General features: G+C 55.8%; 26 protein-coding genes. All 26 read left to right on the top strand.

Going from position 1 to position 26,827, the window contains the following annotated elements; all coding sequences use genetic code 11:
• Positions 1-465 precede the first annotated feature (465 nt).
• Positions 466-807: a DUF551 domain-containing protein gene (locus JSS75_07265; GenBank protein ID MBS1903483.1), complete on the top strand. Its 342-nt coding sequence runs from the start codon at positions 466-468 to the stop codon at positions 805-807.
• Positions 804-1,352 carry a hypothetical protein gene (locus tag JSS75_07260; protein ID MBS1903482.1) on the top strand — a complete coding sequence of 183 codons (549 nt, stop codon included), beginning with the start codon at positions 804-806 and terminating at the stop codon, positions 1,350-1,352. The genes JSS75_07265 and JSS75_07260 overlap by 4 nt, the downstream gene beginning before the upstream one ends.
• Before the next feature lie 103 nt (positions 1,353-1,455).
• On the top strand, positions 1,456-2,445 hold the full coding sequence (locus tag JSS75_07255) for a hypothetical protein (GenBank protein ID MBS1903481.1): 990 nt from the start codon (positions 1,456-1,458) through the stop codon (positions 2,443-2,445).
• Positions 2,442-3,902, top strand: a complete 1,461-nt coding sequence (gene dnaB, locus JSS75_07250; GenBank protein MBS1903480.1) for a replicative DNA helicase — start codon at positions 2,442-2,444, stop codon at positions 3,900-3,902. The genes JSS75_07255 and dnaB overlap by 4 nt, the downstream gene beginning before the upstream one ends.
• A 370-nt stretch (positions 3,903-4,272) precedes the next feature.
• Complete coding sequence (locus JSS75_07245; GenBank protein MBS1903479.1) at positions 4,273-4,521, top strand: hypothetical protein; 249 nt, start codon at positions 4,273-4,275, stop codon at positions 4,519-4,521.
• The gene (locus JSS75_07240) at positions 4,514-4,756 is read left to right on the top strand and encodes a hypothetical protein (protein MBS1903478.1); all 243 of its coding nucleotides are present in this window, start codon (positions 4,514-4,516) and stop codon (positions 4,754-4,756) included. The genes JSS75_07245 and JSS75_07240 overlap by 8 nt, the downstream gene beginning before the upstream one ends.
• 120 nt (positions 4,757-4,876) lie before the next feature.
• Positions 4,877-5,356: a hypothetical protein gene (locus tag JSS75_07235; GenBank protein MBS1903477.1), complete on the top strand. Its 480-nt coding sequence runs from the start codon at positions 4,877-4,879 to the stop codon at positions 5,354-5,356.
• Entirely contained in the window at positions 5,357-6,901 is a 1,545-nt protein-coding gene (gene terL / locus JSS75_07230) for a phage terminase large subunit (protein MBS1903476.1), read from the top strand.
• 14 nt (positions 6,902-6,915) lie between these two features.
• On the top strand, positions 6,916-7,152 hold the full coding sequence (locus JSS75_07225) for a hypothetical protein (protein MBS1903475.1): 237 nt from the start codon (positions 6,916-6,918) through the stop codon (positions 7,150-7,152).
• Between the two features lie 101 nt (positions 7,153-7,253).
• On the top strand, positions 7,254-8,732 hold the full coding sequence (locus JSS75_07220) for a phage portal protein (protein ID MBS1903474.1): 1,479 nt from the start codon (positions 7,254-7,256) through the stop codon (positions 8,730-8,732).
• Positions 8,732-9,892: a hypothetical protein gene (locus JSS75_07215; GenBank protein ID MBS1903473.1), complete on the top strand. Its 1,161-nt coding sequence runs from the start codon at positions 8,732-8,734 to the stop codon at positions 9,890-9,892. The genes JSS75_07220 and JSS75_07215 overlap by 1 nt, the downstream gene beginning before the upstream one ends.
• Entirely contained in the window at positions 9,892-11,145 is a 1,254-nt protein-coding gene (locus JSS75_07210; GenBank protein MBS1903472.1) for a phage major capsid protein, read from the top strand. The genes JSS75_07215 and JSS75_07210 overlap by 1 nt, the downstream gene beginning before the upstream one ends.
• Positions 11,146-11,221: 76 nt before the next feature.
• Positions 11,222-11,725 (top strand): hypothetical protein, encoded by a 504-nt coding sequence (locus tag JSS75_07205; GenBank protein ID MBS1903471.1) that lies wholly within the window; start codon positions 11,222-11,224, stop codon positions 11,723-11,725.
• Between the two features lie 2 nt (positions 11,726-11,727).
• Positions 11,728-12,231 (top strand): hypothetical protein, encoded by a 504-nt coding sequence (locus tag JSS75_07200; protein MBS1903470.1) that lies wholly within the window; start codon positions 11,728-11,730, stop codon positions 12,229-12,231.
• A 27-nt stretch (positions 12,232-12,258) separates the two neighbouring features.
• Entirely contained in the window at positions 12,259-13,128 is an 870-nt protein-coding gene (locus JSS75_07195; protein ID MBS1903469.1) for a hypothetical protein, read from the top strand.
• A gap of 97 nt (positions 13,129-13,225) precedes the next feature.
• Positions 13,226-13,651 carry a hypothetical protein gene (locus tag JSS75_07190; GenBank protein ID MBS1903468.1) on the top strand — a complete coding sequence of 142 codons (426 nt, stop codon included), beginning with the start codon at positions 13,226-13,228 and terminating at the stop codon, positions 13,649-13,651.
• A gap of 2 nt (positions 13,652-13,653) precedes the next feature.
• On the top strand, positions 13,654-14,262 hold the full coding sequence (locus tag JSS75_07185; protein ID MBS1903467.1) for a hypothetical protein: 609 nt from the start codon (positions 13,654-13,656) through the stop codon (positions 14,260-14,262).
• Positions 14,259-15,191: a hypothetical protein gene (locus JSS75_07180; GenBank protein MBS1903466.1), complete on the top strand. Its 933-nt coding sequence runs from the start codon at positions 14,259-14,261 to the stop codon at positions 15,189-15,191. Before JSS75_07185 ends, JSS75_07180 begins: the two co-directional genes overlap by 4 nt.
• The gene (locus tag JSS75_07175; protein ID MBS1903465.1) at positions 15,191-16,171 is read left to right on the top strand and encodes a hypothetical protein; all 981 of its coding nucleotides are present in this window, start codon (positions 15,191-15,193) and stop codon (positions 16,169-16,171) included. The genes JSS75_07180 and JSS75_07175 overlap by 1 nt, the downstream gene beginning before the upstream one ends.
• Positions 16,172-16,173: 2 nt before the next feature.
• Positions 16,174-16,413 carry a hypothetical protein gene (locus tag JSS75_07170; GenBank protein ID MBS1903464.1) on the top strand — a complete coding sequence of 80 codons (240 nt, stop codon included), beginning with the start codon at positions 16,174-16,176 and terminating at the stop codon, positions 16,411-16,413.
• Between the two features lie 72 nt (positions 16,414-16,485).
• Positions 16,486-17,115, top strand: coding sequence for a hypothetical protein (locus JSS75_07165; GenBank protein ID MBS1903463.1), 630 nt, complete (start codon positions 16,486-16,488; stop codon positions 17,113-17,115).
• Between the two features lie 106 nt (positions 17,116-17,221).
• Positions 17,222-21,673 carry a hypothetical protein gene (locus JSS75_07160; GenBank protein ID MBS1903462.1) on the top strand — a complete coding sequence of 1,484 codons (4,452 nt, stop codon included), beginning with the start codon at positions 17,222-17,224 and terminating at the stop codon, positions 21,671-21,673.
• Positions 21,673-25,458 (top strand): hypothetical protein, encoded by a 3,786-nt coding sequence (locus JSS75_07155; protein MBS1903461.1) that lies wholly within the window; start codon positions 21,673-21,675, stop codon positions 25,456-25,458. The genes JSS75_07160 and JSS75_07155 overlap by 1 nt, the downstream gene beginning before the upstream one ends.
• A complete protein-coding gene (locus tag JSS75_07150; protein ID MBS1903460.1) occupies positions 25,455-25,790 on the top strand; it encodes a hypothetical protein in 336 nt (111 codons plus the stop codon). Before JSS75_07155 ends, JSS75_07150 begins: the two co-directional genes overlap by 4 nt.
• 212 nt (positions 25,791-26,002) lie before the next feature.
• A complete protein-coding gene (locus tag JSS75_07145) occupies positions 26,003-26,281 on the top strand; it encodes a hypothetical protein (GenBank protein ID MBS1903459.1) in 279 nt (92 codons plus the stop codon).
• Entirely contained in the window at positions 26,272-26,826 is a 555-nt protein-coding gene (locus tag JSS75_07140; protein MBS1903458.1) for a hypothetical protein, read from the top strand. Before JSS75_07145 ends, JSS75_07140 begins: the two co-directional genes overlap by 10 nt.
• Position 26,827 lies beyond the last annotated feature (1 nt).

Here is a 26,827-nt window from a genome sequence, read left to right as displayed (position 1 = left end):
CGTTCTTGTAAAGAGCACCGTGCCTTTCATCATCACAGATTCCTACGTCGGTATGGGAATATGGTGGAATGCGAAAGATTCTGGCAGTCAAGGTGCCCACTGGAGCGAATGTATGCTATACGACGACTTCAACACTGATACTATCACTCACTGGCAACCACTACCACGATGACACAAGACTATTTAGACCGCGCCGCCGCGATCCGCAACGGACTTTCAACCACTAAACAGGAAGGATAGAAGATGATAACAGCAAAAATCACCCGCAAGGGCAAGCGCACAACGGTTAAAATTAAATACGATGGCAACGAGTACGTCCAAGTCTGGGAGAAGAGGTCCGATTATCCGACTTTGGTTGAAGGCCAACCATTCGAGGACATCGATGGACTTCTCAGCCGGGAAGTGGATGAGCTCGAACAGATAGCAAATTCAATGAGACACCTATTGAATGCACGAGACTAACCTATGACAGACAACCAGAGAGTAGCGGAGATCGAGGCGAGGCTGGAATGCGAAGAAGATACTCGCGGCAATTACCAGAGTAGATCAGACATCCGCTACCTTCTCTCCGCACTCAAGGAGGCGCAGGGGGAGCCGAAGTGGATCAGCGTTGAGGAGCGGTTGCCAAAGGAAGAGCGGTGGTGCATCGTCCTTCGTGGTAAGAACGGGGTTTCAAGTGCTGTATATATCGACGATTCGATTCGCAATTGCGTGTTTTACAGCGGTAGAACAAAGCTACTTGGCTATCTCGATGTCACCCACTGGATGCCCCTACCACCAGCCCCGAAGGGAGACAACGAAGGATGAACGAACAGCAATACGTGGATTCAATTATTCGAGACCTCGACAACGCCGAGGACAGGCTGTTTCAAATTACGCACGCCGAACTTGTTGAGCGGGCTTATAGGTGGCTACTGAAAAGTGGCTGTGGCATAGCATTTAGAGAGTTGGTGGCGGCTACGCAGAGCGGCGAGATTCCAGACGTGATTGGCTTCGGCAACTGGAAGTCTGTAGTCATTGAATGCAAGGCATCCCGGTCAGATTTCTTGGCCGACAAGAAAAAGCATTTTCGTCAGAACCCTGCGAATGGCATGGGACGGTTCCGCCTGTACTGTTGCGGCTGGGGCTTGATAAAACCGAACGAACTACCCGATAAGTGGGGGCTTCTCTGGGTGGGCCAAAAAGGGACTCGCGCCGTTATCAATCCTATCGGGAAGCGGGAGCATTGTTTCGAGGAATTCGACATTCAATCAGAGCAGGCAATGATGTACTCTGCTTTGCGACGGATACACCTAAGAAAAGGACTTGATGTAATTTACGAACCGTTCACCCCGAAGGGAGACAACGCATAATGGCTAAGACACTCACAACCCTGCGAACGTGGCTCCGGCAAGCGACGTGTCGGCATAGGATTTCAAGGCTTTCGATACACAATTGATCTTTGGTAGAGTTTCTATGGCAAGCAAGCGATTCATCACAACGGCGATTTGGGGCAATGAGGATATTCAGGAGCTTTCAGGGATCGCTCGGTGGGTGTTCGTCTACCTCTGCGCCGCACGCGAGAGCGCGATCTGTGGCTATTACAGGGCGACGATCGCCGATATTAGCCGAGACATTGCCTTCCCGGAATCGGACGTCACCAAGGCGCTCGTAGAGCTTGAGGAACGGACGTTGATCGTGTACGATAAGTCGCTCGTCTTTGTTCGGAATATGGCCAAGCAGCAGGAAGCCGAAACGCTCCCCTCATTCCATGGTCATCTCCACAAGCAATTCACCGATCTCAATAAGCCGGGTAATCGAGCCTTCGAAGCATTCATGGAGAGGTTCGGCGAGATCATCCAGAACTACAAGAAGAAGCCAAAAAAAGCTAAGTCTAATAAACAAACGGATGTTTTTGCTAACCCTTCGGAAGGGTTCGAGACCCTTCCGAAGGGTAACCAATTAACAGGTAAACAAGATAACTCTTTGAAAGAGGGGTCTGGGGAGAAAACTTTGCCGGACGTCGGTGAGCCGGTGACATTCGCCGAGATCACGCCGGAAGCACCGCCGCTGCCGACACGGCCGCCAGGTGGTGCCGTGGGTTCAAATACGCATGCGATACGCGGCGACACCGAGTCGCTCGAGTATTTCGTGGGGGAGTGGCTGCACCCGGACGATCCGCGCATTTTGCCGATGGAGAACCGCATCCTCGCCCCGTTGCGCATGAGCTACCCAGAGCCGCAAATACGCGATGCCGTGCTTGTCTGCGCGGCCGAGGGTTGGCGATCGATGGCGTCGTTGCGGGATTATCTCGCCGGCAAACTCAAGCCGAAGGGTCAACGATTCCAAGAGCAGCAGCAATCGCGCGGTCAACCGGCTCCGGCTATACCCGTTGCAGCGTTCAAACCGCCGCGCTCACAGCGCAGTGAATCCTCGAAAAGCACAGCAGAGTTACTCGGACAATGACCCGTCAGAAAACAAAAAAGAACCGCTTCCTCTCCGTCGGCGAGCTGATGGAGCGGATCACGCCGAAGGACATGACGCCGCCGCGCGACGTGGCAGCCGAGGAGTCGGTTGTCGGATCAATGCTTCGCGATGCCGTTGCATGCCAGCAAGTGATCCAGTTGATCGGCTCGCGCTCGGAGATGGATAGCCCATTCTGGTCGACGGCATGCGGGGCGGTGTACCGCGCTTGTTACCGGCTATTCGAGCAACAGCAGAAGGTTGACGAACTCACAGTCTCGCAAGAGCTACGCCGCAGCGGCGAGCTTGGCGAGGTCGGCGGGCCGGCGTATTTGGTCGAACTCGCGATGAATGTGGTGACGACCGCGAACGTCGAAGACCATGCGCGTCTGATCCTCGAGCATTACATGGCGCGTGAAGGCGGGTTGATCTTCGAGGACGCGAAGCTGAAACTACTGTCCGGCGAACACGATCCGTTGCAGGTTCTGGCCGATGCTGCCACCGATGCGAGTGCGTTGACCGAGATCGCGCACCGCAAGAAAGTGATGCCGATCAGTACGCTTGTGGCTGAGACCACGAAATTAGTCGAAGCGATTCAGGATACGGCGCATGGCGTAACCGGAGTTCCGACACAGCTTTCGGATCTTGACGAACTCACCGGTGGCTGGCAGAAGACGGATCTGATCATCGTAGCCGCCAGGCCGTCGCAAGGTAAGACGGCTGAGGGTCTGGCCTATGTGCGTGGTGCGGCGATCGTGCCGCCTCCCGAGAAGCGAGTACCGACAGCGATCTTCTCGCTTGAAATGGGAGCCGTGCAGCTCGTGCAACGCTTGGTCTGTGCCGAAGGCGGTATCGACCTGATGAACGTCCGCAAAGGCCGTATGACGAAAGAGGAACGCCGGATGTGGGGCATTGCGGCGAAGACCGTTGCATCGGCGCCGATCTTCATCGACGACACGGCAGGGATCACTCCGATACAGTTACGAGCGAAGTGTCTTCGGCTAAAGCAGTTGCAGAATATCGGTCTCGTCGTCGTCGACTACCTGCAACTGATGGAGGCCAACCAGCCGATGGATTCGCGCGAGCGTGAGATTTCGACGATATCTCGTTCGCTTAAAGGACTAGCCAAAGAGCTCGATATTCCTGTGATTGTGCTGAGTCAGTTGAACCGCAAGGTTGAGGACCGCTCTGACAAACGCCCGAATCTCGGTGACCTGCGCGAGTCCGGTGCCATCGAGCAGGATGCGGATCTCGTGCTATTCATCTACCGTCCGGAGACATACGGGCAGGAGAAGTTCGAGGACGGAGCACCGACCGAAGGTGCGGCAATGAACATCATAGCCAAGCAGCGCAACGGACCGATCGGCGACGTGCGGCTGAAATTTCAGGCAAATACCGGTCGGTTCGGCGATTTTGTCGTCATTCCAAAGTTCGAGAGCGAGCAAGCTCCCATGTTCTAATTCGGGGAGCCATCCCCGGTATTACTCACTCCTAATCAAGAAAGGGTCCACTTATGCCGGACGATCCAGATGTCGTCACATTAAAAGAAGCAGTGCCAATCGTTGCTAAGCACTTTCCGCGGGCCGGGATCAAGGCCGAGGCCATACGTCGATCGGCAACTGAAAATATTGAGAAAAATGTATGGCGGTTGAACCTTCTGTGTGAAATAGTGGTATATTTGTACACATGAGGATGCGCCGAAAGCGGCCGCCATATCGCACAACTAAGGAGCTTCATAAGAGCCCCGGTAGGACAAAACCTACCGGGGCTCTTTGCATTACAGTAAAAAGGTGTCCTTTTGGTGCGCGATCTTTCTAATCTAACAATGCCATGAACCTCGACGAATCACTAAAAAGCGCAGTAACGAACCGTGGGCTGGCCGTTTGCGACGGGTATGCGTTGAACCCGAACGACGTGACATCCGACGCCTGGATGCGCCACTGTCGATACTCGGTCACCGACGGGAAATGGCTCGCACATGGGTACACCCACGCCGTACCGATCGAGCTTGCGAGGCGTGACGACTGGAAGATGGTACCGGATCTCGATGGCTATGTGCCGGAGGTCAGCCATGGGTAAGGCAGCACGTCGAAAGCAGGGGGCGGAAGCTCGGGACCGCAAGCAGGAGCGGAGCAAGCGCCGATTTGCCAACCGCGTGATGGCGGGTCAGGCTACTCGGGCCTACGACAACTGGCGGTACGTCGAGACGAAGGACTCCGCCGGTAACCCCGTGATCGTCGACCGAGTCGCGTCGATCCGAAAGCGCAGGACTGTCGGGTTCAGGGTACCCGAGACGGTACATAAAGAGCAATAGAATGCTCTGAGCGCCGCTTGAAACGTGCCGAAAATATCATATTGCGATTAACGCTGTAGATTACCGATGTTCAGCACACCAATAACGGGCGAAAAACGGGCATCCATGATCAATGACATCATGATGCTTAGGGCTATGGGGTGGTCACTGCGCCGCATAGGTGCCAAAATGGGTGTCAGCCACGTGGAGGTACTGAAGCTTGAACGTGAGGGCTTGGCCGCCACGGTCAGCATGATCGACCACACGCTCGTCGACGAGGTCCGCGCACGTCAGCTCGAACGCTGTGAGGAGCTATACGATATCCTCTCCGACGGGCTATATACCGAGAAGGTCCTACCGGCCAAGGACGGAGAGGAGCCCGAGATCGTGCGTGAGCCGAACCCCGAAAACCTCCGTGCCTACCTGAAGGTCATGGAGCGCGAGGCGAAGATCCTCGGCACCGATGCCCCCGAGCGCAAGGAGATCGAGCGCAAGAAGGTGAGCGACTTCACGACCGATGCAGCCCGTAAGCAGGCGTTCGAGGAAATGCGCCGGAAGTATGCGAAGCAGGACACGCCACCGGCAGCCACTACCGATACACCGTCACCCGACGCACAGTAGGTGTTCGACCTCTCGGGCATAGACTTCGATCGTATGCCGGCCGAGGAGCAGGAGGAGCTGCTACGGCTCGTCCGCGCAGAAGAGTTCTACTCGCAGCGTGGCAGCCTAACACTCCATGAGTTCGTGAAGCAGTTCTGGCACGTGCTCGAGCCGACGACGCCGTTCATTGATAACTGGCACATCGGTGCGATCTGCGAGCATCTGGAGGCCTGCTACCGTCGGGAGATCCGGAAGCTGATCATCAACGTCCCGCCGCGTTCGCTGAAGTCCATGCTCACGAGCGTGTTCTTCCCGGCGTGGGTGTGGACCAAGGACCCGTCGCACAACTTCCTCACGGCATCGTTCGCTAAGAGCCTTGCGCTCCGTGACGCCACGAAAGCCCGTGACCTCATCCGTTCGCCAGAGTACCGAGCCTATTTCGGTGACCTGTACCAGATCGCGTCCGACCAGGACACGAAGGAGTACTACAAGACCGATCAACACGGCAGCCGGCGATCGCTAGGCGTTGGCTCGTCTGTGGTCGGTGAAGGTGGCGATATCAATATCTGCGACGATCCAAACAACCCGGAGCGCGAGGAGACGGCCGCCGATCGTATCGCGGCCAACTTCTGGTACAAGAACAAGTGGTTCAGCCGCTACAACGACCCGAAGACACATGTGCATATCCTCATGCAGCAGCGCGTCCACGTGATGGACGTCAGCGGGTATGTCATCGATCTGGACTTGGGCTTCGAGATCCTCAAGATCCCGTTCCGCTACGAGGGCGAGAAGAACGTCACCTCCATCGGGTTCAGTGATCCGCGCGAGGTGATCGGCGAGCTCGTCTCCACGGAGCGATTCAGCGAGGAGGACGCGAAGTCACTCGAGAAGGCGCTTGGCTCACAGGCGGCAGCACAGCTGCAGCAGCGGCCGGTATCGAACGAAGGCGACATGTTCCCCGCATCGAAGGCTGAGAGCGTCTCTGCCGATGCTGTGCCGAATGAGCTGACGCTCGTCCGCTATTGGGACAAGGCATTCACCGAGGGCGGCGGGGCATATACAGCCGGCGTGCTGATGGGGATCGCGAAGAATATGGACCTGTACGTGCTCGACGTCGTCCGTGGACAGTGGGGGGCCGCACAGCGCGATGCGAACATCTTGCAAACGGCGAATCGAGATGCTAAGCGATTCGGTGGTATTGCTCAGACCACAACCGCTGTCGATGGCACGGTTACCCAGACAGGTGTCTATCTCGGCGGCAAGGTTAAGATCTGGCTCGAACAGGAACCGGGCAGTATGGGCCGTGATAGTGTCGATCTGTTGATCCGATCGCTCCGAGGCTACAGCGTGGATGCCGAACGCCCGACAGGCGATAAGGTCACACGCGCCGGTCCGTTCTCGTCGCAGTGGATGGCCGGTAACGTGAAGATCGTCGAAGGCGAGTGGAACACCGACTACATCAACGAAATGGGGTCATTCCCGAAAGGGAAATACAAGGATCAGGTGGATGCAAGCTCGGGGGCGTTCAATAAGCTCGCCACGAAGCGCAGGGTAAGAGTTCTTTAAGCAGTACGGGAAGCATGGCAACGCAGAACACGACTTCGGTTCAGGCTCCGTATATCATCCGAACGATGACGGTGTACGAGTACGCCCGGGAGTTACGGATATCGCCGTCAACGGCAAAGCGGTATGTGAAACGGTTCCTCCGAGGTGAGAAGTCTAAGCGTCTCGTCGACGTGTCGCAGGAGTTCGCCGGAGCTGCGCTGACGCTCTATGTCCGGTGCTACGATGTCCAAAAAGATCCAAATACCAAGTAGGTCATTAGGGGTCATTGGGTGTCACCTGGTGTCAAATAGGCCACAATCGTAATTCTACGCCGGTTCGTGTGATTTGCAGTGCATAAGCGCACTCGCACACGATGAAGCTTCGGGACCTGATCCCAACCCCATTCCGCAAGTCCAAGAGCCAAGACGCTCCGGCTGAGAACGTGTCCTCGCCGAAGATAGGGGTATATTATCAGAGTCGCTATCAGACCGATCTTCCGACGTTCGACCGCAACGCATCGAACGGCTATGAGAACAACTCTCTAATCGCCGGTGCTATCAGCTTCTGGCAGTTCACCTTCCCGCAGGCCAAGTTCCGGGTATCGGTCGAGGACAAGAAACAGACAGACCCATACCCACAGATCCGCGAGCTGCTGCAGAACCCAAATCCCGAACAGTCGGAATCGGATTTCAAGCTATCGATAATTACCAACCTGTCAATTGGTGGAGAGACGTTCATTCTTGGCGGACGCAATGCGAATCAATACGGCAAGGTAGTGGTGCAGCTATGGAATTACCATAGCGGACTCATGCAGCCAAAGTACGACGAACGTGGATTCCTCTCCGGCTACAAATATCGCAACCCCATGCGCCCGGGTGATAATCGCGATTATGGCGTGAACGATGTGATTCACCTCAAATGGCCGTCGCGCAGCGCCTACAATTCCAACAAGGGAGTATCTCCGATCCAGCAGGTCTTCAACGAGATCAACATCGACACCGAAGCCGGACGCGCTCAATACGCTTACCTGAAGAACGACTTGATGCGTGGCAAGATCGCCCGCGTGAAGGACGGCACGGAGGCACCAGCGCCGGAAGACCGGAAGGCCATCAAGGAAGATGTAATCAAACAGACGACAGGTGATACTCGTGGGAATATGATCTTCCTCGAAGGCATCGAAGGTATCGATAGCTTCTCCGGGACCTTCGATGAGCTCAACACCGAGGCGATCTCGCGCGAAGCTGAGGCCCGTGTTGCTCGCGTCTTCGGAATTCCGCTCGTAGTACTCGAATGGCCTGCAGGATTGCGAAATGCGACGCTGCAAAACATGAAGGAGGGTGACAAACGGTTTAATACCCGCACGTTCGGACCTCTCCTCGATATGATCAGCGAGACGCTCACCAATGGGTTCAAGAACCGATTCGGGTTTAAGGGCGACTATCAGATTGTACTTGACCGCTCGTCGATGGAGGCGTTCCGCGAGCTACAGCAAGATTGGGGACGCTATAATCTCGAGATGTATAAAGGCGGTGCCATTACACTTGACGAACTGCGTCTCGAGCTTGGCCTTGATCCGGTCAGCGACAACGTCATTACGAGCCGTCTGCGCGATAACATCGAAGGTGTCCGTGAGCTACGCGTCGCCATGAACAACTATGCGCTCGGCGCGAACGAGAAGTTCGGTATGACCCGTGAACAGTGCATCGCCTTTGCTATCACACTCGGGTTCACCCCCGCCGAAGCAGAGAAGTTTTTCCCTGCCAACATGCCCGCACCGCCTCCGGCTGTCGATGAGCAAGGGAACATTGTACCGCCGCTCGCCGGCACCATCACCGTAAGGGAAAACGCATAATGAAGACACCGACACAAGCACAGGCAGAGGATTCGCTCGTGGTCATCGGCGGCGAGATCAAAGCGCTCGGCGACGGCCGTTTCGGCGGGATGCTCGTGCGCTTCGGCGCGGAGAGCGATACCGATCTCGAGCGCGATTACTTCGACACCGTTACCGACTACGACGCCGACTTTGCCGGCGAGGTCAAATCCACCGTGTATTACAACCACGGTCTCGATCCGTTGCTCGGCCGCAAAAAGCTCGGCGGCGGCATGAAGGCGACGCTCACGATGACCGATGCCGGTATCTGGGCCGAAGGCCAGCTTGATCTCCGTGACGAGTACGAAGCGAAGATCTACGAGCTCATCGGGCAGAAAAAAATGGGATGGTCGTCTGGTACCGCTCCCTACCTCGTGGAGCGTGAGCAGGTAGGTAAGTCTTTCCACATCAAGCGCTGGCCCCTTGGCCTTGACGCCTCGATCACACCGACACCGGCCGAGCATCGCAATACCGTGCTCCCGATCAAGTCGCTGAAGTCCCTATCGCTCAAGTCAATGATGGACGGTGAGGACTCTGTCCTCGGCGAGACCTGGTCCGAGAGCCTGACGATCAATGCGCTCTGCAGCCTCCATGACCGATTCCTTTGGGGCGGTCTGTGGGAAATCGTCTACTCTGACATGCTCACTGTGGAAGAGAAGATCGCGAAGATTGCCATCGGTGCCGATGACTATGCCGATAAGATCAAGAAGGTTGCCGCGGCGCTGTTGGCACTCGATCCGGACGAACTCTCGGCACAGTATCAGGTGGCAAAGTCGCTCACGTTCTCCGCTCCCGAGCTTCGAACCGCAGCGTCCCTGAAGGATCATGTGAAGTTCGTGCTTGACACGACGAAGAACCTTGCTGGTCGTCTGGCCACCATCACCCAAGTTTCGGGCTCAGCGAAGACGGGGCAGCAGTTTAACGCAGCCAACCGTCAACAGCTGACAACCCTTGCGGATGAACTCGCAACCAACGGCAAGGATCTGATCGAACGTGCCAGTGAGATCAAGTCCGCGCTCGGCCTCCCGGCGGACGATGGACAGAACGCCGGTGCCAAATCCACTGACACCACACTCGACCTCGCGGCTATGGAGGCTCGCCTTATGGAGCAGCAGGTCAATCATCAAACCGTACTACTCTGATGAATACTCAGATCACCGAATTGAAGGGCCTGTACTCGACGAAGGTCGCCGAGCAGAAGTCCTTGCTCGACAAGATGCGTGCAAAGGAGGTCTCGGGCGATGCCATGAAGACCATGAAGGAGCAGTTCGACGCCCTAGAGCGTGAATGCTCCGACATCAATTCCAAGATTGATGCCGAGGTGAAGACCATCAAGAACGAGGAGCAGCTCAGGGCGATGAACACGCCGGAGAACCTTCCAGGTCAGGGCCGCGAGAACGGTAACAATGGCTTCAAGAGCGTCGGTCAATCGTTCGTTGACTCCGATGCCTACAAGTCCGTCAAGGACTTCAACACGATCGGCAAGAACGGCCTCGTCGTGGAGATCAAGGGTTGGCAGCATCGTGGCATGAAGACCACAGGATCGGACATCACGATCGCAAACGTGCCGCAGTTCCCTGAGCAGGTGCCGGGGATCAGCGAGCTGCCGATCTACCCACCGATGATCATGGACTACATGCCGAAGTTTCCGATGGCATCGAACGCCTACGAGTACTTCCAGGAGACCACGTATCAGAACAACGCCGGAACGCAGGTCAACGAACTCGATGATCTCGTGCAGTCCGGGTTCGAGACCGATAAGGTCACGGTCACGGCGGCGCCGGTCGGAACGTGGTTCCGGATCACGGAATCGCAGCTTGAAGATCAGCCCGGTCTTCGCGCGTTCATGGATCAGCGCATCGAGCGCTTCGTCGATCTCGAGGCAGAGCGTCAGATCCTCAAGGGCACTGGCACGAACGAGATGAAGGGCATCATCAACATCTCGGGGATCGGCAATTTTGCCCGTACCGACAACAACGATAACAACGGTGAGACCGAGTCTAACATCGACGCCTTCTATCGTGCAATCGTCCTCTGTCAGACCGATGGCGCATCGAACCCGAACCTCGGGATTCTGCACTCCGACAATATGCGCTCTATCACACTCATCAAGGACGCGAACAGCAACTACATCTACCGTCGTCCTGGCGAGGCCGGTCCGTCGACGCTGTGGGGCATCCCGGTCGTTGCAACGCCACACGCCACCAGCGGCACGCTTGTGGTTGGTGATTTCGCGATGTTCGCGCGTCTCGGAATGCGCAGCGGGCTCAATGTCGTGCTCGAACGCTCCGAAAAGGATCTCACGCAGCTTGCATACAAGCTTCGTGCGCACGCTCGTATGGCCTTCGAGGTCACACGCGTTAAGGCCTTCACGAAGGTCACCGCTCTCAGCTAAGGCTGGGTCGTCACTATAGGAGAAGGGGCGGTTATCACCGCCCTAACTCTTCACCACATATTCACAAGGTAAGACTATGAATATCAAACGGACAACCACCGCGCCGACGAACGGGACCAACTGCGTGCAGTATGTCACGATCGGCGGTACACCGACCTCAGGGACGTTTCAGCTGACCGGTAGTGCCGGGACGACTGGACAGATTACCTGGAGCGCGACCAACCTCACGCTGCTTGCCAACGTGCAAGCTGCTCTCGATACCGTTTACGGCTCGGGCAATACACTCGTCGAAGATATATCGCTCTCGTCCGGTATCGGGGTCTTCAAAATCACGTTCCAGAACGGACAGGGAAAACAGATCGTCGATCTACTGACCTACGTCAACTCGCTTTCTGGGACGAGTCCGACGATCGCCATCGCCATTCAGACGGCGGGCGTCGAAGCGACACACCGTAACTCGGCCAAAGGCCAAGTGCTCTGCTACGTCACGCCGGATCCTCCGGCGATGTACCAGAATACCTCGAACACTCCGTGCAACCCATCATGGGATGCGTTGCCAGACACCTCATCCGTCAGCTAACCATGAAAAGACTACTTATTCTCTTCGCATTGCTCGCTACGGCTCTGAGCGTCCACGCACAGCAGCACGTAGCCAAGAACGCTATCCGTCAGAAGGTACTGACGGCAGATTCGACGAACTCCACCACCGGGCTCAAGTCTACGCCGCTCTCGATCGCGGTCGACTCGAATTCGACTTGGGAGCTCGACGCGTATCTCTATACCGGGTCGACGACAGCAGCCGGAATGTCACTGGCTGTTGATATCCCGAGCGGGGCTACGATCAAAGCGATCGCCTTCGGCACCGACACCACGGTATCGCAATTCAACTCCGACGCGATCACAGCCGATGCTACGGCGGGGCACTCCTGGAATGACGCTAATTCTCAGACCGGGTGGGTCAATATGCATGGCACCGTCACTGTAGGATCGACGACCGGAAACGTCGTCATTCAGCACAAGAAGAACACGTCGGGTGTCGCTACGCTTCGAAGCGGTTCCTACTTGCGCCTGACGAAGATCCAGTAACACCGTATCTACTTCGATCACAGGGATATGGCTCAGAAGACCTTTGCGCAACAGCAATTCTGCACGATCAGTGACGTTCGCGACACGATCGAGCAGATGGAGGTCATATCGAGCCGATCCCTGGGGTCGGATGATTTCAACGGATACGCACAGCGCAAGATCGACATTGCGAAGAACCGCATCCTCAAGTTCGATCTGCTCAAGGAAGCCGATAAGCGGTTCCCGCAGACGGTGAAGCAATGGATGTCATTCATGCGCCAACAGATCGACGACCGACGCAATGACCAAGCACGTGCGGTCGATCAGTCCGGTGCACGTCTCGTGATGCCATTCGACGAACGCAGCGGCACGTCCGGGGATGCGTATCTCGGTTTTTATGGTGCTATCAACGGCTTCGATGCTGGCAGCGTCACGACGGAGCCGAATGTCTATTGCTATAAAGGCATCCCGACGAATGGCACACTGGCGAACACGGCCAAGACCGGGGCGATCCTGATCGATACCAATCAGATCGACAATCAATTCGCTTATCGTAACATCGGCACACTGGCCGCTCCGGTATGGCGCAGGACAGCGAACGAGGACTCGCTGGATCTGATCTACAACCCGGACGTGCTCGTCAACTGCGCATGCTATGCAACGCTCATGCTCATGGCTGCCGATGGCGTGATTACCGAGCGCGAAGGCCGTGGAGACCGCTTCAGCTTCACGGTGGAAACGATGATGAGCGCGAAGTACGACGAAGCGAAGTACGGTCGTCTCAGTGACGATGGTAAGAAACGGATCTCCGCCGGTGACTTCTCGCTCGTGCGATGGGATATCGACGGCGACGGCGTGATCTCCGACTACGAGGTGGAAGCAGCGCGACCGGTAGGCAGACGGGTCGCGATTTGGTAACGATTTTTAACCGCGTCGCGAGGCTCGGTTAGTCACAAGGGGAGGGGGTGCTGCCACACGGGTGGCATCCCCTTTTTATTCGGGAGAGAGAGAGTACATGATCCTACGCATCGATACAACGGCAATCCGGACGAAGCTCGCGAGAGCGAACGAAGCGCTTCGGACGACCGGCGTCACGACGGCAGCGGAGAAATCCCGCGAGCTGATCTGGGACGCAAATAGCCGTGGCCTGGATGTGGACGGTCAGCCGTTCGAACAGTATACACCAATCTACCGAATCTATGGTCGCGAGCGTAAGGGCTATCGCGGCGACCCGCCAGATCTCTATCGCACCGGAAGCTACAAAGAGTCATTCGAAGTCAATACCAACGACGGCACGGCGCTCTTACGTCCGGGGGCTGACTTTGAAGACATCGCCAAAGGCCTCACGAGCCGACGTAAGCATATCGGCCTTAATCCCGCGAATCGGTCTGCCGTCAAGCAAGCTGTCGTCCAGGCTATCAAAAAGGAGATCGCGGCATGAGCATGTTGCAGTTATCCGACTGGTACCAGAACGGCGAACTGATTGGCCTCGAGCAGAATCCGGTCGACGATTTCGTCGACGACGCGATTGAAGCACTCGGCGGCGCGAAAGATCTCAACGGTCGCCCGATGCTTGTTGACGTCGGCCGCGGTTGGTCGGTCGCACTCGAGCGTGCGGTCAGCGAATCCCCGGATCCAGCCGGTACGCCGACGTGCAGGCTATTTACGGCAGAGATGCTGTCCGACATTACCGCGATCGAAACGTTCATGGACACGACGGTGAATGACGTTCTGGCGGTATTCCTATACAACAACGGTCCCGATGGTGTGAAGGACTTCGAGAAGGTCCGTAATGCGCATTTCCGGCAGTGCATGATGGCGCTGTTTCATCCGATGGTCGCAAACAAATACAATAACGACGGCCTTCCGCATGCGGTATTAAACCGTCGTTGGGAGTTCCTGAACAAGGTCGCATGGCGTGTCCGCATGTCGAACACGCTGCCGACGGTGCGTGGCGGTGAGCGCCAACTCGGTAAGAACTACTTCTCGGTGATCGTGACAATGAAGGTCCGAACGTATTTCAGCACACCGCAGGACTGGAAGGACGCATGACGCCGAATTACACATCGCCGGGCAGGCAGGTCAGCCGTTTCGACGGTTCGGGCGATCCGAATCGCCTATTGCTGCTGATGGCCCGCCACGACAATCTGTGGGTGGGCCTTGGCGATCACATCGCGTCGTTGCCCGTGATCTATGAACTCCGACGTCTTGGCTACGAACTCACTGTCTATGCGACTCCATTCGTGCAAGAGCTTTATGAGCGTGCGGGCTGCGAATTCATTCCGGCAGAAAATATTCGTCCTGGTCTCACGGAAGACTCGCTCACGACATTCGGCTCGGTCTACTGGCTCTGCGAATGGTCGCTCGACGAGAAGATCGCGGCTGACGGTGCAGGCTTAACGAATTTCACCGACCTGTTCGCATCGTTTTTCGGCATCACGGCCCCCCCGTCGTTTGACTATCCGACGGCGCTCGGCTTCGCTGTGGATGAATCGATTGATGAACGCGCGGTGATCTATGCGCCGACCGCCTCGTCGCCCGAGCGCGACCTGGCCTCTGCCGGATACATTCACCGCCGTCTCAATCGCGAATACGGCGTGGTCTGGCTCGGGGCAGGGCAGACGATGTTTGGATCACTCCCCGAACTGATTTCGACAGTCGGCAATGCGCGTGGTGTCTTTTGCGTCGATACCGGCATCGTTCATGTCGCGATGGCCCTTAATGTGCCGACGTTCGCGGTCTTCGGTCCTTCCGATCCCTTCACGATCCTCGGTCAATATGACCGGTATTCAAGTGGGCCGCGCATGGTCGTGCTGTCCGCGCCGAACGATAAGGGCTGCACGGCTCCATGCTCGAAGCGGTATTCACGCGGGTGGAATCAGGGCGGTCGCTGCGATGACTACTCGCGCTGCATGATCGACGCCAAGCCCGATGAGTTGCTTACGAGTTTTTCCATATTTCTAACTAACAAGGAGAGCTAATGTCTACAGTACACCAAGGGTTAAAGTCCGGACGCGCTCAGCGAGTGAACAGCTTGCTCGTCGTGCCCACCGGCAATGCATTCACAAGCCCGGAGGCTTTGTCCCTCGGGCATGCTTATCTCCGGTCGTTCAAGACCGAGAGCGTGACGAACGACGACTTCCAGAAGGCATATCGTCCGTATGCCCATAATGTCGAGGTCCGTCACGAGACGTTTCGCGCCACCTGGCCGATGCTTCTGAACCTGTATCTGCTGATCAAGAACGGGTTGGTCGATGCCAAGCTGCAAATGGCCGACGGCGACTATTGGTACTTCATCAACGACTCCACGCCCGCAACACCGAATGGTTCGACGAACCTCGGTCCGGCGTTCGAATACTCGCACACCGTGACGATGTCGAAGCTCGCAGCCATGTTCAGCGGTCAGGTCAATGACGACGAGCTTGACTGGATGGCAGATGCTGTCGCTGCGACGACCGGCGGCGCGGGCACCGGAACAATCGGCATGAGTGCGGGCGGTTACGACCTGACCACGGACGTACCGGGCAACTTCCAGTCGTTCCAGTTCACGAACGCCGCCGGCGCAGCGCTCGAAGGCGCGATGCTCGACATGAACTTCACGCTCAAGTCGTCGGACAAATACGACAAGGACACCCGCAACAGATACACGCATTCGATGTTCGATTGGTCCCTCAAGGGCAAGTCGAAGTCCGTCGGTGCGTCGAACATCAAGGCCTGGACGACCGACGCTCGTGCCGGCGTTGCGATCCTTGCCACGCTCGCCGACGGTCGAAAGATCAGTCTGCCGACAGTCCCGTCGAAAATGTCCATCACCAAGGCCGACGATGATCATATCATCGACTTCGAGGTGAAGGGACAGACCTGCCTGAACGTCACCGAGACGTCGGGTGCCACCGAGGCGATCGATATCGGCGTAACGAACGCAGACACACTTGCCATTAAAAACAGGGGGACGAACTAACCATGAAAAAGTATCGCAACAAGGCGACCGGCGAGACCATCCTCGCCGAGCAGCACACAGGAAAGAGGGCCATCGGGCACGGTGCGCTCATCGTCGAACCGGGCTTCTGGCTCGTATTCGATGCACCGGGCAAGCCGCAGGACACGGCATACTCGAACGATCACTTCGCCGAGAACTACGTCGAGGACAAGCCGGAAGCGAAAGCCGCTCCCGTGCCGAAGGCCGAGACCGCTGCGAACTAAGCATATCATTCATCATGCGGCGGCCGGCATGCGCTCAGCGTCTGCTTGCCGCCGCACTTCTTTCTTTGCCCAATGAATACCGAAACCAAGCCAACACCGAAGTTCACGACCGTCACGCTTGCCGGTCATCAGTATAAGATCCGCTCAGCATATAGCGGATTCTACGCCGCCGCGCTGAAGGCCGCACTCTCCAAAGCCGCGAGAGTGCACATGAGCCGCATGCTCGAAGATGACAACGGCAGCGGCAACCGTTCGGCGATGATCGACGATAATCGCGCCTTCCTGTACGCGCTCTATCAGATCACGTACCTCAAGCCGACGGACGACGGAAAGACGGCAATGTACTACCGTGACTTCATCCCCGAGTACCTGTTCCGGGCCATCGTCTCGGTATTGGTGACGCCCGTCGGCAACGCACCGGATCCGCTCACGGTCGTCGATGAGCTCTCGGAGGAGGAGGTGGCACTCGTGCGCGATTTTTTTATCGATACCTTCGAGAAGCCACTCCCCATTGGGACGCCGAAGACGCCATCGACCGAGCCTTCCGAGAACAATGGGCAGGTCGTGAAGGAGAGCTCGAACTCGACGGCGACGGAAAGCCCAGAAGCTTCGAAGCCATCACCGATTATGTCCCCGAACGATACCGTCATTACATCCGATACTTCGGAGCGGCAGACGGATTCACGGCCTTCCGGCAGTTGATCAGCATCGATCCGCATCCGGAAGAGCTTGCACTCTTTACGAATCTCGCGATCTCCGAACGCATCCGTTCGAAGGTCGAAGACAATATGAATAAACCGCTCTGACAATGGCAACGACCGACTCCGATAACTTACTGATAGGACTAGGGTTCACGGCCGAGGACTCCGATGCGTTTCTTGGCCAGATCGATGAACTCATTCAATCCGTCAACCGCAAGTTTCAGGACTCGGGCGTTGCTATTGTTCGTCAAGAGCAACAGAACAATAACAAGCGCATAGCATCGCATAAGGATACAGCAGAGGCATCATGGCAGGCATGGGAATCCGGGTACTACAAGAAAGTAGAGGAGCGGTCGAAGGCTTACGCCGAACGGTCAGCAATCCATGAACGTGGCGTCACAAAGATTATCAGCGACGAAACGGCGAAGCGCATTCAGATGAATGCGGCTTGGGATAAGCACGATGCTGATCTTCGTGCGAAACGCCTTCAGTCGGAGAAGCAAACTAACGCCGAGATCCTTGCCGGGGACACGCAGCTTTCCAAAGACCGCGAGCGACGTGCACAGGAAGCCGAGAAGGAAGAGAATTCACGTCGTGAACGTCTCCGGGCACAGGCCAAGGCTCGCGTTGACGAATTGACGAGCGGATCGACGGTCCCTCCACGAAGCAAGCAGTTCGTTGATTTCTACAAAGAACGCGAGCGCCTTGAGCTAGAGCAGAATCGGAAGACTATAGCCGATGAGGAGCGCGATAACAAAGCGCATCGGGACCGCGAGCTCGCAGCGTTAAAGGCAGACATCATTACTCGATCCGTCGTCAAGAAGGACGGCACCGACCGTTCGGCTGCAACTATAGAGGCGTCGCTTCGTCGTCAGTCCGAACTCGAAGCCCAGTTCAAAGGTCTTTCGCTTCGTAAGATCGAGGTACTGCTCGAAGAGCACCGTCAGAAAGCTAAGGCGATTAACAATGCGCTGAAGCAGGATAACAACGAAGAGACGCAGCAGGCCATCCTTAACGCCAAGCAAGTCGAGAAGGAGACGATCGATGCCCTGATGCACATTCGAAATGTGAAGGAGGGCTCGAACGGTAAATCCATTTTTGGGATCGGACAGCAATTATCAGGTGAATTCAGTGGCAAGCTGATCGGCGTAGCATCGTCATTGGGTATCGGGCTTTCAACCGGCGAGATCGTCAAGCTCGGTGAAGAATCCGCACGGGTAACGCGACAATTGCAGGGCGCATATCAAATGTCAGGGTTGACGTTTGCTCAGGCTAGAGCGAATGTAAATCAGACAATTCAGGATTACGAACGCTTCGGTAAAACATTGGGCATAACCGAAGCCCACTGGAAGGAGCTGTCGCGGATAGCAGCGTTCACCGGTCATTTTGTAGGCGAACAGAATAGGCAAATCGTGCAGGCGGCTGCCGCGATTGAAAAACAGACCGCCGGTACTGAGGGTGAGATTTCCGCCGACAGATTCATCCGAGGCATTTCGCAAGGAATGTATAGCGATGAAGGCAAGGAAGTGTTCGGCAGACTGCGGATGTCAATGCCTGCGCTCGTGAAAGACCTGGAGCAGGCGACTTCCAAAGAGGACCTGTTTGGTCGGGCTATTGCTGGCACGAATCAACTCGTCAAGAGCCAGGCCGAATTCATCGCGTCCGCAGACGGGACACTAGAACGAGAATCGATTCGGCGTCAAAACCAAGTCGAGCGGCTAGGCCAACTGGCCATCAAATGGATAGGGTCCGTGGGTGAATGGGCGGAAAAGGCCGATGTAGGTCTCGATCTGCTGTTAGGTACAACCACGAAGGAGGAAGAGGCCGAGCTAGGGATCAAAAGCGCTATCGACCAACAGGCCGAGTCCGCCAAAAGGGCAGCGGGATCTGTCACCGTACACGCATCCGCCCTTGGCACGGATGCCGCGATGGCCGAAAAGGCAAAGGCGGCAAACGATGATTTTATGGCCGCTCTTTCGGGTCAGCGTGACTCCATTACCCTGCTCGAACAGCAAGCGGCACGGCTGAAGCTCTCCATCCAAAGCGGGCAGACCAGCGGTCTGTCAAAAGAGGCGTCCGAGCAATTACTCTCTGCGCTCGAGAACAAAATTAAGCGCATGGGCGGCGAGATCAAGAAGTACAACGACGCGCTCACTGAGGTGTCGTCATTCGATCCGTCGCAAGCGACAGCCGCGTCTTCCGGTAAGTCCGGCACCGAGAAGACTCCCGAGCAGATCGCCAAGGCTCGCTACGATGCGCTGACCAAAGAGTCCGAGGACCAACTCGCGCACTACACGGAGATGGCCCGTCAGGATATTGAGAACGATGACCGTATCATTGACAAAGAAGGCGAATTCCGCAAGCGCAAACTCGCGCTGACGCTATTTTACTACGACGCCGAGATCGCGGCAGCCAAGCAATTCGGTCAGGACTACGGTGCATTGGAAAAAGGCCGAGGACAAGCAATTCTCGACGCACAAAAGGAATGGGAAAAGCAATATCTATCCGACGCCGAGCACCTTCGGCAGCTTGATCGAGATAAAGAGAAAGAGCGCCTTGACGATGCAAAGACGCTCGCCAACGCCAAAGCCGAAAACATCACGGATGATACCAAGCGCGAACTCGCATTGCTTGAAATCCGGTGGCAGGGCGAACAGGATCAATATTATGGCAAGGAAGAGATCCTGACCGAGAAGGCCAAAAAGTATATCAGCGACCGCGCGGATATTCTCAATAAGGCGTGGAAGGCTCAATATTCGGAAGCCGAGTCCATCGCCCAGAGCGCCGGTCAGCAGATGTTCGGCGCATTCGAGCAGCAGTTCTTTCAGCCCTTGCAGCAGAAGACGGCAGACGCGAAGAATTGGTTTGCCGATCTGTTCCTGTCCATCGTTCGGAATGCGATAGCAACTGCGGCGAGCAAGGCCGTTGAAAAGCTAGTTGATTCGCTCTTCGCGAAGAAAGCAGACACGGCGGATAGCGGTCCGTTCAGTGCCATCCCCGGTCTTGGACCGCTGAACTCCATCTTTGGTATCCTCGGTAATATCCCGAAACGCGCGAAAGGCGGTTCGACGCCCGTAGGCACACCGTATCTCGTTGGCGAGGAAGGCCCGGAGATCCGCATCGACCACGTTCCGGGCACGATCATCCCAAACTCGATGGTCGGCCTGTTTCAGTCCGCCGGAATGCCAGGCTTCAAGGACGGCACGGGTTTCCCCGATTACATACTCAACTATCCACACGTATCGAAAGACGATGCCGCCGAGCTCACCAAAGGTGAGAAGGAAAAAGAAGAAGCTGTTCGTCGTCAACTGGAATTCCAAAAAGAGCTCAATAAAGCGAAGCAGGAAGAGCGTCGTCGGCGCAATGAAGATAAACGTGACGAGGAGCGAACACGCGAAAGTGTCGGAATGGCCGATGTAGGTAAGTCTTTCGCGCAATTCCCGGCAGGCATAGCAGAGATATTCGCCAACACAGCGGTTGGCGGGTACGAATTGATGAACAAGGGAATAGGCGGCGTCCTGCCGTCGATTGCACATGGATATGAACAAAACCGCGACGATCTGTTCAAGTTTCTCGGCAGTGGGCACGAAGGGTTCTCTATTCCTCGCTTCGCCGGGAATATGGTCGGTTATACGACCGGCATACAGGGGCTTGAGGCGGCAGGTGCCGGAGCGGTAGGCGCTTCGAATTTAATGAACCTTGGTTCGATCAACGAAGGTGTTGACCAACTTCAGGAGGGGCGTTATCTATCCGGCGGTGCGAATGTGTTGCTTCCGTCGGTGCTTGGTTATGCGTCGGGCCAGGTCCATGGATCCCTTCACCATACGGAGTTTAATGCAGCATCGGAATTGCTGCCGTCCGCCGAACGTGTAGCTCACCTTGGTATTGAAAGTGCGTACGCCGAAGAGCCGACTCACCTGAAAGACCTCGGAGATGCAGCGAAGGATGCCACGCAACACCTCAAGACGCTCGGTGAATCGTCGAAAGAGACTGCCGCCCAGGTTACGGAGACAGGCAAGGCGCAAGAGGCTAGCGCCCCTACCGCTCCTTCAGCGAACAGTAAAGACGGACAATTCGGCGCTGATGCTGCCGTCACGGGTGCTCGCGGCCTGCGGCAGTTCATGGGTGCTCACAGCGCAGCGGAACAAAAAGCCGCGGCGACGTCGATGGTCGGCGGTCTTGCGAAGTCTATGCTCGCACTCATCCCCGGTGGCGGCATTGCCAGCAGTATTCTTGGCGGCCTGTTCGGGTTCGCGGAAGGCACCGATAACACACCAACGAATCAACCGTTCTGGGTCGGCGAACGCGGTCCGGAGATTATGCAGCCTCGCTCGAGCTATCGCGTGATCCCGCATGCAGAATCGCTTGCCTATATGCGCGGAGGTGGAGGCTCGCATGGCGGCGGCGGATACGATTTCTCGCGGTTGGAGTCGAAGTTCGACGCGCTGCATCAGGCATATTCGAACGGCCGCGATACCGCCATTCCATCTGATATGATGCGTCAGAGCAATAAGTCGTCACAGAATCGAGTGATCAACAACACTTTCCCGAACTACTAATGCCACTGCCGAATCCCAATTGCATCGTCTTTCGCGGCCTGTTGATCAGCGACGGTATTTGCGAACTCCGGTTGATGCGCGACGATGGTACCCACGACTGGTCGAATGTCTCTGGCGGTGGCCGGTCTTCGCCGCATGCATGGCCCGAAACACATCCGGACGATACGCTTATTGTCGGCAACCCGAATCAGTATTTCGACGGAGCTCATTGGGGCGACACGGCGATCGAACGCTCGAACGAGGACGGCAATATGGTCCCGCTCTCGTGGGACTTCTCGATGTTCGATAGTTTCAAGGCTCACGGAACGATCAACGGCGCGCCAACCGGAGACATGGATTTCAAGGCAGCCGGCACGACGTTCCTTGGCAGTTTCTTTAACGATCCAAAGGCCCGCTATTGGGTGTGCAGGTTGGATATCAATGCCGACTACTCATTCAAGACCAATCCGGTATATTACAGCGGTTCAATCGACTTCAGTAATATTACTGACGAGGTGTACTACATGGAAAGCCCCGGTGATTTCTCGGCACTGACGCTTTCTGAATGGACATTCCGGACAACGACAGGCCTCGGCAGTACCGATCAGCACGTCGTTGCCGAGCTCGTCACCGGTACGAACTCCGGCAAGGTTAAGAGCTACCCGATCCCCGGCTTCACGGCTTCGGACATTGTTGACGGCGAGCGCAAGCAGTTTCATACCGGATTCGGTATTAATGGAGTAGTGGGCACGGTAGATTTCTTGAAGAACAATCTTACTCCTACATCATCGTTCAAAGCGATCGGTGGGGATATCGATCGTACCAATCTTGCTGCATATTCTTATCCCGATGACGTGAAGCTCTTTGACCGCGTCGATCTCGGATTCACAGATACCGTCAAGCCCGTCAACCCATACGGAGTGCCATTCGGGTTCTGCGCCATCACTCGCACGTCGATCATTCAGAAGATTGCAGATATCAGTTGCTTCACGTTCGACCCCTCCGACGTCGAACGTGTCTGCGACGCCTATGGTCATAGCTTCGCATCGCCAAGCGGATCCGACGAATGGTCGCTGACACTAATATCAGGCACGCAGCTGAGTGACTTCATGCACCTGAACTATAATGTGGTGTTCGGCGTGAACCCGATGCAATATCAATTCCTCAAGGTCTTTGGTGGCTACGGCGGTAGTGCGACAAGCGCAGCGACCGACGCATGGGCTGCGGATTCGGAACGCGGTACGGTGCTCGAGCATCGTAAGATCGTAGGGGCGACCAACACATCGCCGATTATCTTCGAAACAGATGAACCGCATGGACTCAAATATGCAGGTATCCCGGTCTTCGTGCTGAATGTCGGCGGCAACACATCCGCAAATATCCATCTTCAAGGCACTAAAACTGCGCTCATTGTTGATGACTACCATTTCACACTCGCCGACGGAGCGGGTAATCCGATAAACGGTTCAGGTACATTCACCACTGACGGTGATCTCTATTATGCCGGAGACGGATTTTACCAGTGGGAAAAGCAGGGCGGTTACCAATGGTCGATGAGCAATGCCGCCGTTCTGAAGGATCAGGCGCTTCGGTTTCGATGCAGTATGCTCTGGGGGTACAATCAAAGCGGCGATGACTTCGGCAAACCGAAACTTAAGTTCAAACGCATTGGCAGGACGACGGAAACGGCCCCGACGGCGATGCAGAATGCCATCCACGTGCAGAAGCCAAAGACGTTCAACCGAAACTTCGCCAAGACCTGCGTTCATGTGAAGCACCGAGGATCCGAAACCGGCGTCTATTGTCCGCGCAAGCCGAGGACCGGTGAAGATGTAATCGAACTCACCTATGTCGGCGGTACGCGCAAATGGGGGGAGCTCAGTGGTTATAAGGCCGATAATTTTATCTATGACAATAGTGTCGATATTTCGGAGCAACACGATTGCGTATACTATTTCAAGGAAAAAGCGGATTCGGACGGAGGAATACTATATCAGCCGTCGAAGGGATGGTTGATTGGATCGTACGATTACATCAAACGATCCCCCGAGCCATCTATCTGGCCGAGTGCCTTTGATAAGGCAATCATTGGAGATATCGGCGATGCAGATAATGCCACCCACACCGATAAAGCGGGTGAATATAATATCGTCTATGAAGAATTTTCCGGTACACTTAAACTGAAAGATGGTTCGACGATTACGTCGGGCGGACTGACAAAAGATTCAACGAATATTCGAGAGCAGAATTTCTCCGACCTGTCTTCCACTGCGCTCATCATGGCAAATGCGTTGCTGATCGATGAGACCGAAAAGGAATACACGGTCAAGAGCTTTCGTAACGATAGTGGCGAAATCTCTGGAATGTTCGAGTATTTCAAATTGCAGGGAAAGAATCGCTACGGAAGCACGGTATATTTCGGCGTTACAAAACTCTACCTCAATGAAAAGACCGGTGTGACGCGCTTCCGGGTCGTTGAAGTTCCATCCGATGAGTCGGTAATTAATGACCTTACGATCATTAGTGATAACGGCGGAACATCGGGATCCGTGGGTGGATCGAACATCGGCAGCAGTACAAGCGGCGGCGGCGGTTCGTCCGTCGGCAGCGGCAAGAATTCTCTATTGGTGAACCCGGCGAACAATATCCGAAATCAGACCGCACCCGCCAACGGTGTCGAAACCGATCTCTGGATGTACTCGCTCGCGCTGAACAAGACAAAGATCAATGTCGCATCGGCAACACGACTTGACGAGATCGGCCTCGTCGATGTGAATGGTATCGGCTATTCGGTTATAGAGTTTTACAATGCCACCAATAACTTCGACCTGACAGGTGCCATTGATTCGTCCTATGGTTCAAGCGGATCGAACGTCGCCCCGCGCCTGGTGATGTTCCGCAACGGAACGTCGAAAGTGATGACGATTAAGCACCACGATACGCACTCGTCGGCATGGATGCGATTCGACCTTGCCAACTATCACGGCACGGCAGGGAAGGTGCAGCCCGGAGGGTGGGCCATATGTCGATATGACCTCGAAACCAATTATTGGCAGATCATTTCGCTCTACCCATATCCAGCCGATTCGATCGATTCGGCAACCGGGCTCGCGGGATCCGACGTCGGCGACGGTTCGCAAATGTGGTCGATCGGCGCAGGCGCGATGCCGATTGACCGGATTGTCAATACCCCGACGGGTTATGTAATCGCAAACCTTAGCGGCAGCACGGGGCCATGGCAAGCAACGACCGTCGCTTCGCTTGCGTCGGCGCTCGGAATACCGACGGGCGTGTTCCTGCTTTCGACGAGCGCAGATCAGGTCGTGCAATACACGGCAAAGAACAAGACGTCGATCTTCCGTCAGCGTTCGGGCGACGATGCATCGGCTGTGATGATCGAAGGCCAGGATTCCAGCAGCGCTTCCTTATGGTGGCTCGACGGAGCCGGCTCGCTGCATATAATGGGTCATATCGATGCACGTATACTCACAATCGATATCTGGGCGGCGGGGTATCTTTCCGGTAGCAAGATCACGGGGCTCGATCCTCAGGGCTGCCGCAATATTATTCTGACAGACTCTTCTGCGGGTGTTGGCCCCTATGATCTGTGTGGGATTGCGAACGGTGAGGATGGCTACGAGCTCAATATTCTCGATAATACCGGCAAAGGCATCAAATGGTCGCCAAACGATACGGCTGAAGGTACGACGGCAAATCGAATCGCTTCAACCGTGATCCGAATTTTCCAGAACCAAGACTTTTACTATGACGGTAACGCAAGTCGTTGGCGTCCGCGAAACGTATGATAACTGTACTCGATAACTTCGGTGTTAAATACCATCAAGCCGCGTCGATCAACTACGCGGCGAACGTCACACTCGATCCGGCAGACGGTACGACGCAATATATCGTACCCGTTACCGGCGGACTGAATCTCGATATTTCTTCCGGCAGCTTTGACGGGCAATTCCTCGCATTCCACGCCAAAGCGACGGGAGGCAATCAGACTGTGACTTGGGGAGCAAATGTATCGGCGGGCGGCGCAACATTCACGCTCGTATCGAATAAACACTATCACTTTGTATTCATGTATCTTAGCTCGAAGTGGATATTGTGTTATACGCCCGATGCAATTTAAGGCGTGAACCTTATCACGCTCTCCGACGGTTACCTCGTTACCTTGTGACAACCGAGCAATCCGACGCTTCGACAAGAAGCGGATATGGATGCACTGCACTTACAACTGAATATAAGCCATAGCCGACCGGCTGATGGCCGCACATCCCGCAACGATCTTCACCACACCGCTACGCGCGGCCTATCGTCGTTCACCCTAATCCGCGAACGTCCATGACCAAGACCAACGACTCCTATATTCTCAGCAAACGCGGGTTTTGGAAAGGCGTTGGAATCGGCGTTGCCGGTTTGATCGTCGAGCATCTGGCTTTTACCATGCTCGTCTTTTTCTGGACGGGTGTACATGAAGTATGGGATGCGCCGAAGCAGATCAAGACCGCACACTCGCGCATCGACAGCCTGCGGCATGATCTGACAGCGACGAACTCCCGCGTCGATACCATCGCTACCGCGCAGCGCGCAGAATTTCGCCAAGGCCGCACATGGCACTAACCTATCCTCAGATATTCCTCGACTCGCTCGCCTTCACTCTGAAGTGGGAAGGCGGATGGTCGAACGACCCGAAGGATCCCGGCGGCGCTACGATGAAGGGCATCACGCAGGAGGTCTATTCCACATGGCGCTTTCATCAGAATCTTCCCGAGCAATCGGTACGTCAGATCACGGATGACGAGCTGCGGGCAATTTACTATGCGTCGTATTGGATTGCATCCCGTTGTGATCAGCTTCCCGACAAGCTCGCAACGGCCCTGTTCGACTTCGCCGCGAACTGCGGCGTCGGCGCGGCCGTGCGGTCCTTGCAGAACCTTGTGGACGTCGACGCCGACGGCATTCTCGGTCCGAAGTCGATCGTTGCCGTGAACAACGAGATCGACGAGTTCGGACAGAACATGCTCGTTGCATCACTCCTACGTGCCCGTTCAGCCCATTACGCGCAGCTGTGCACCCGCAACCGTGGGCTCGAACGCTTCCTCGACGGATGGCTGAACCGCGTGAAAGACCTTCAAACACTTCTGCTTGGAGAATCAAAATCATAAC

The organism is Bacteroidota bacterium, from assembly GCA_018266755.1.
Lineage (GTDB): Bacteria > Bacteroidota > Ignavibacteria > Palsa-1295 > Palsa-1295 > JAFDZW01.
This window is presented reverse-complemented; position numbering and strand designations above follow the sequence as displayed.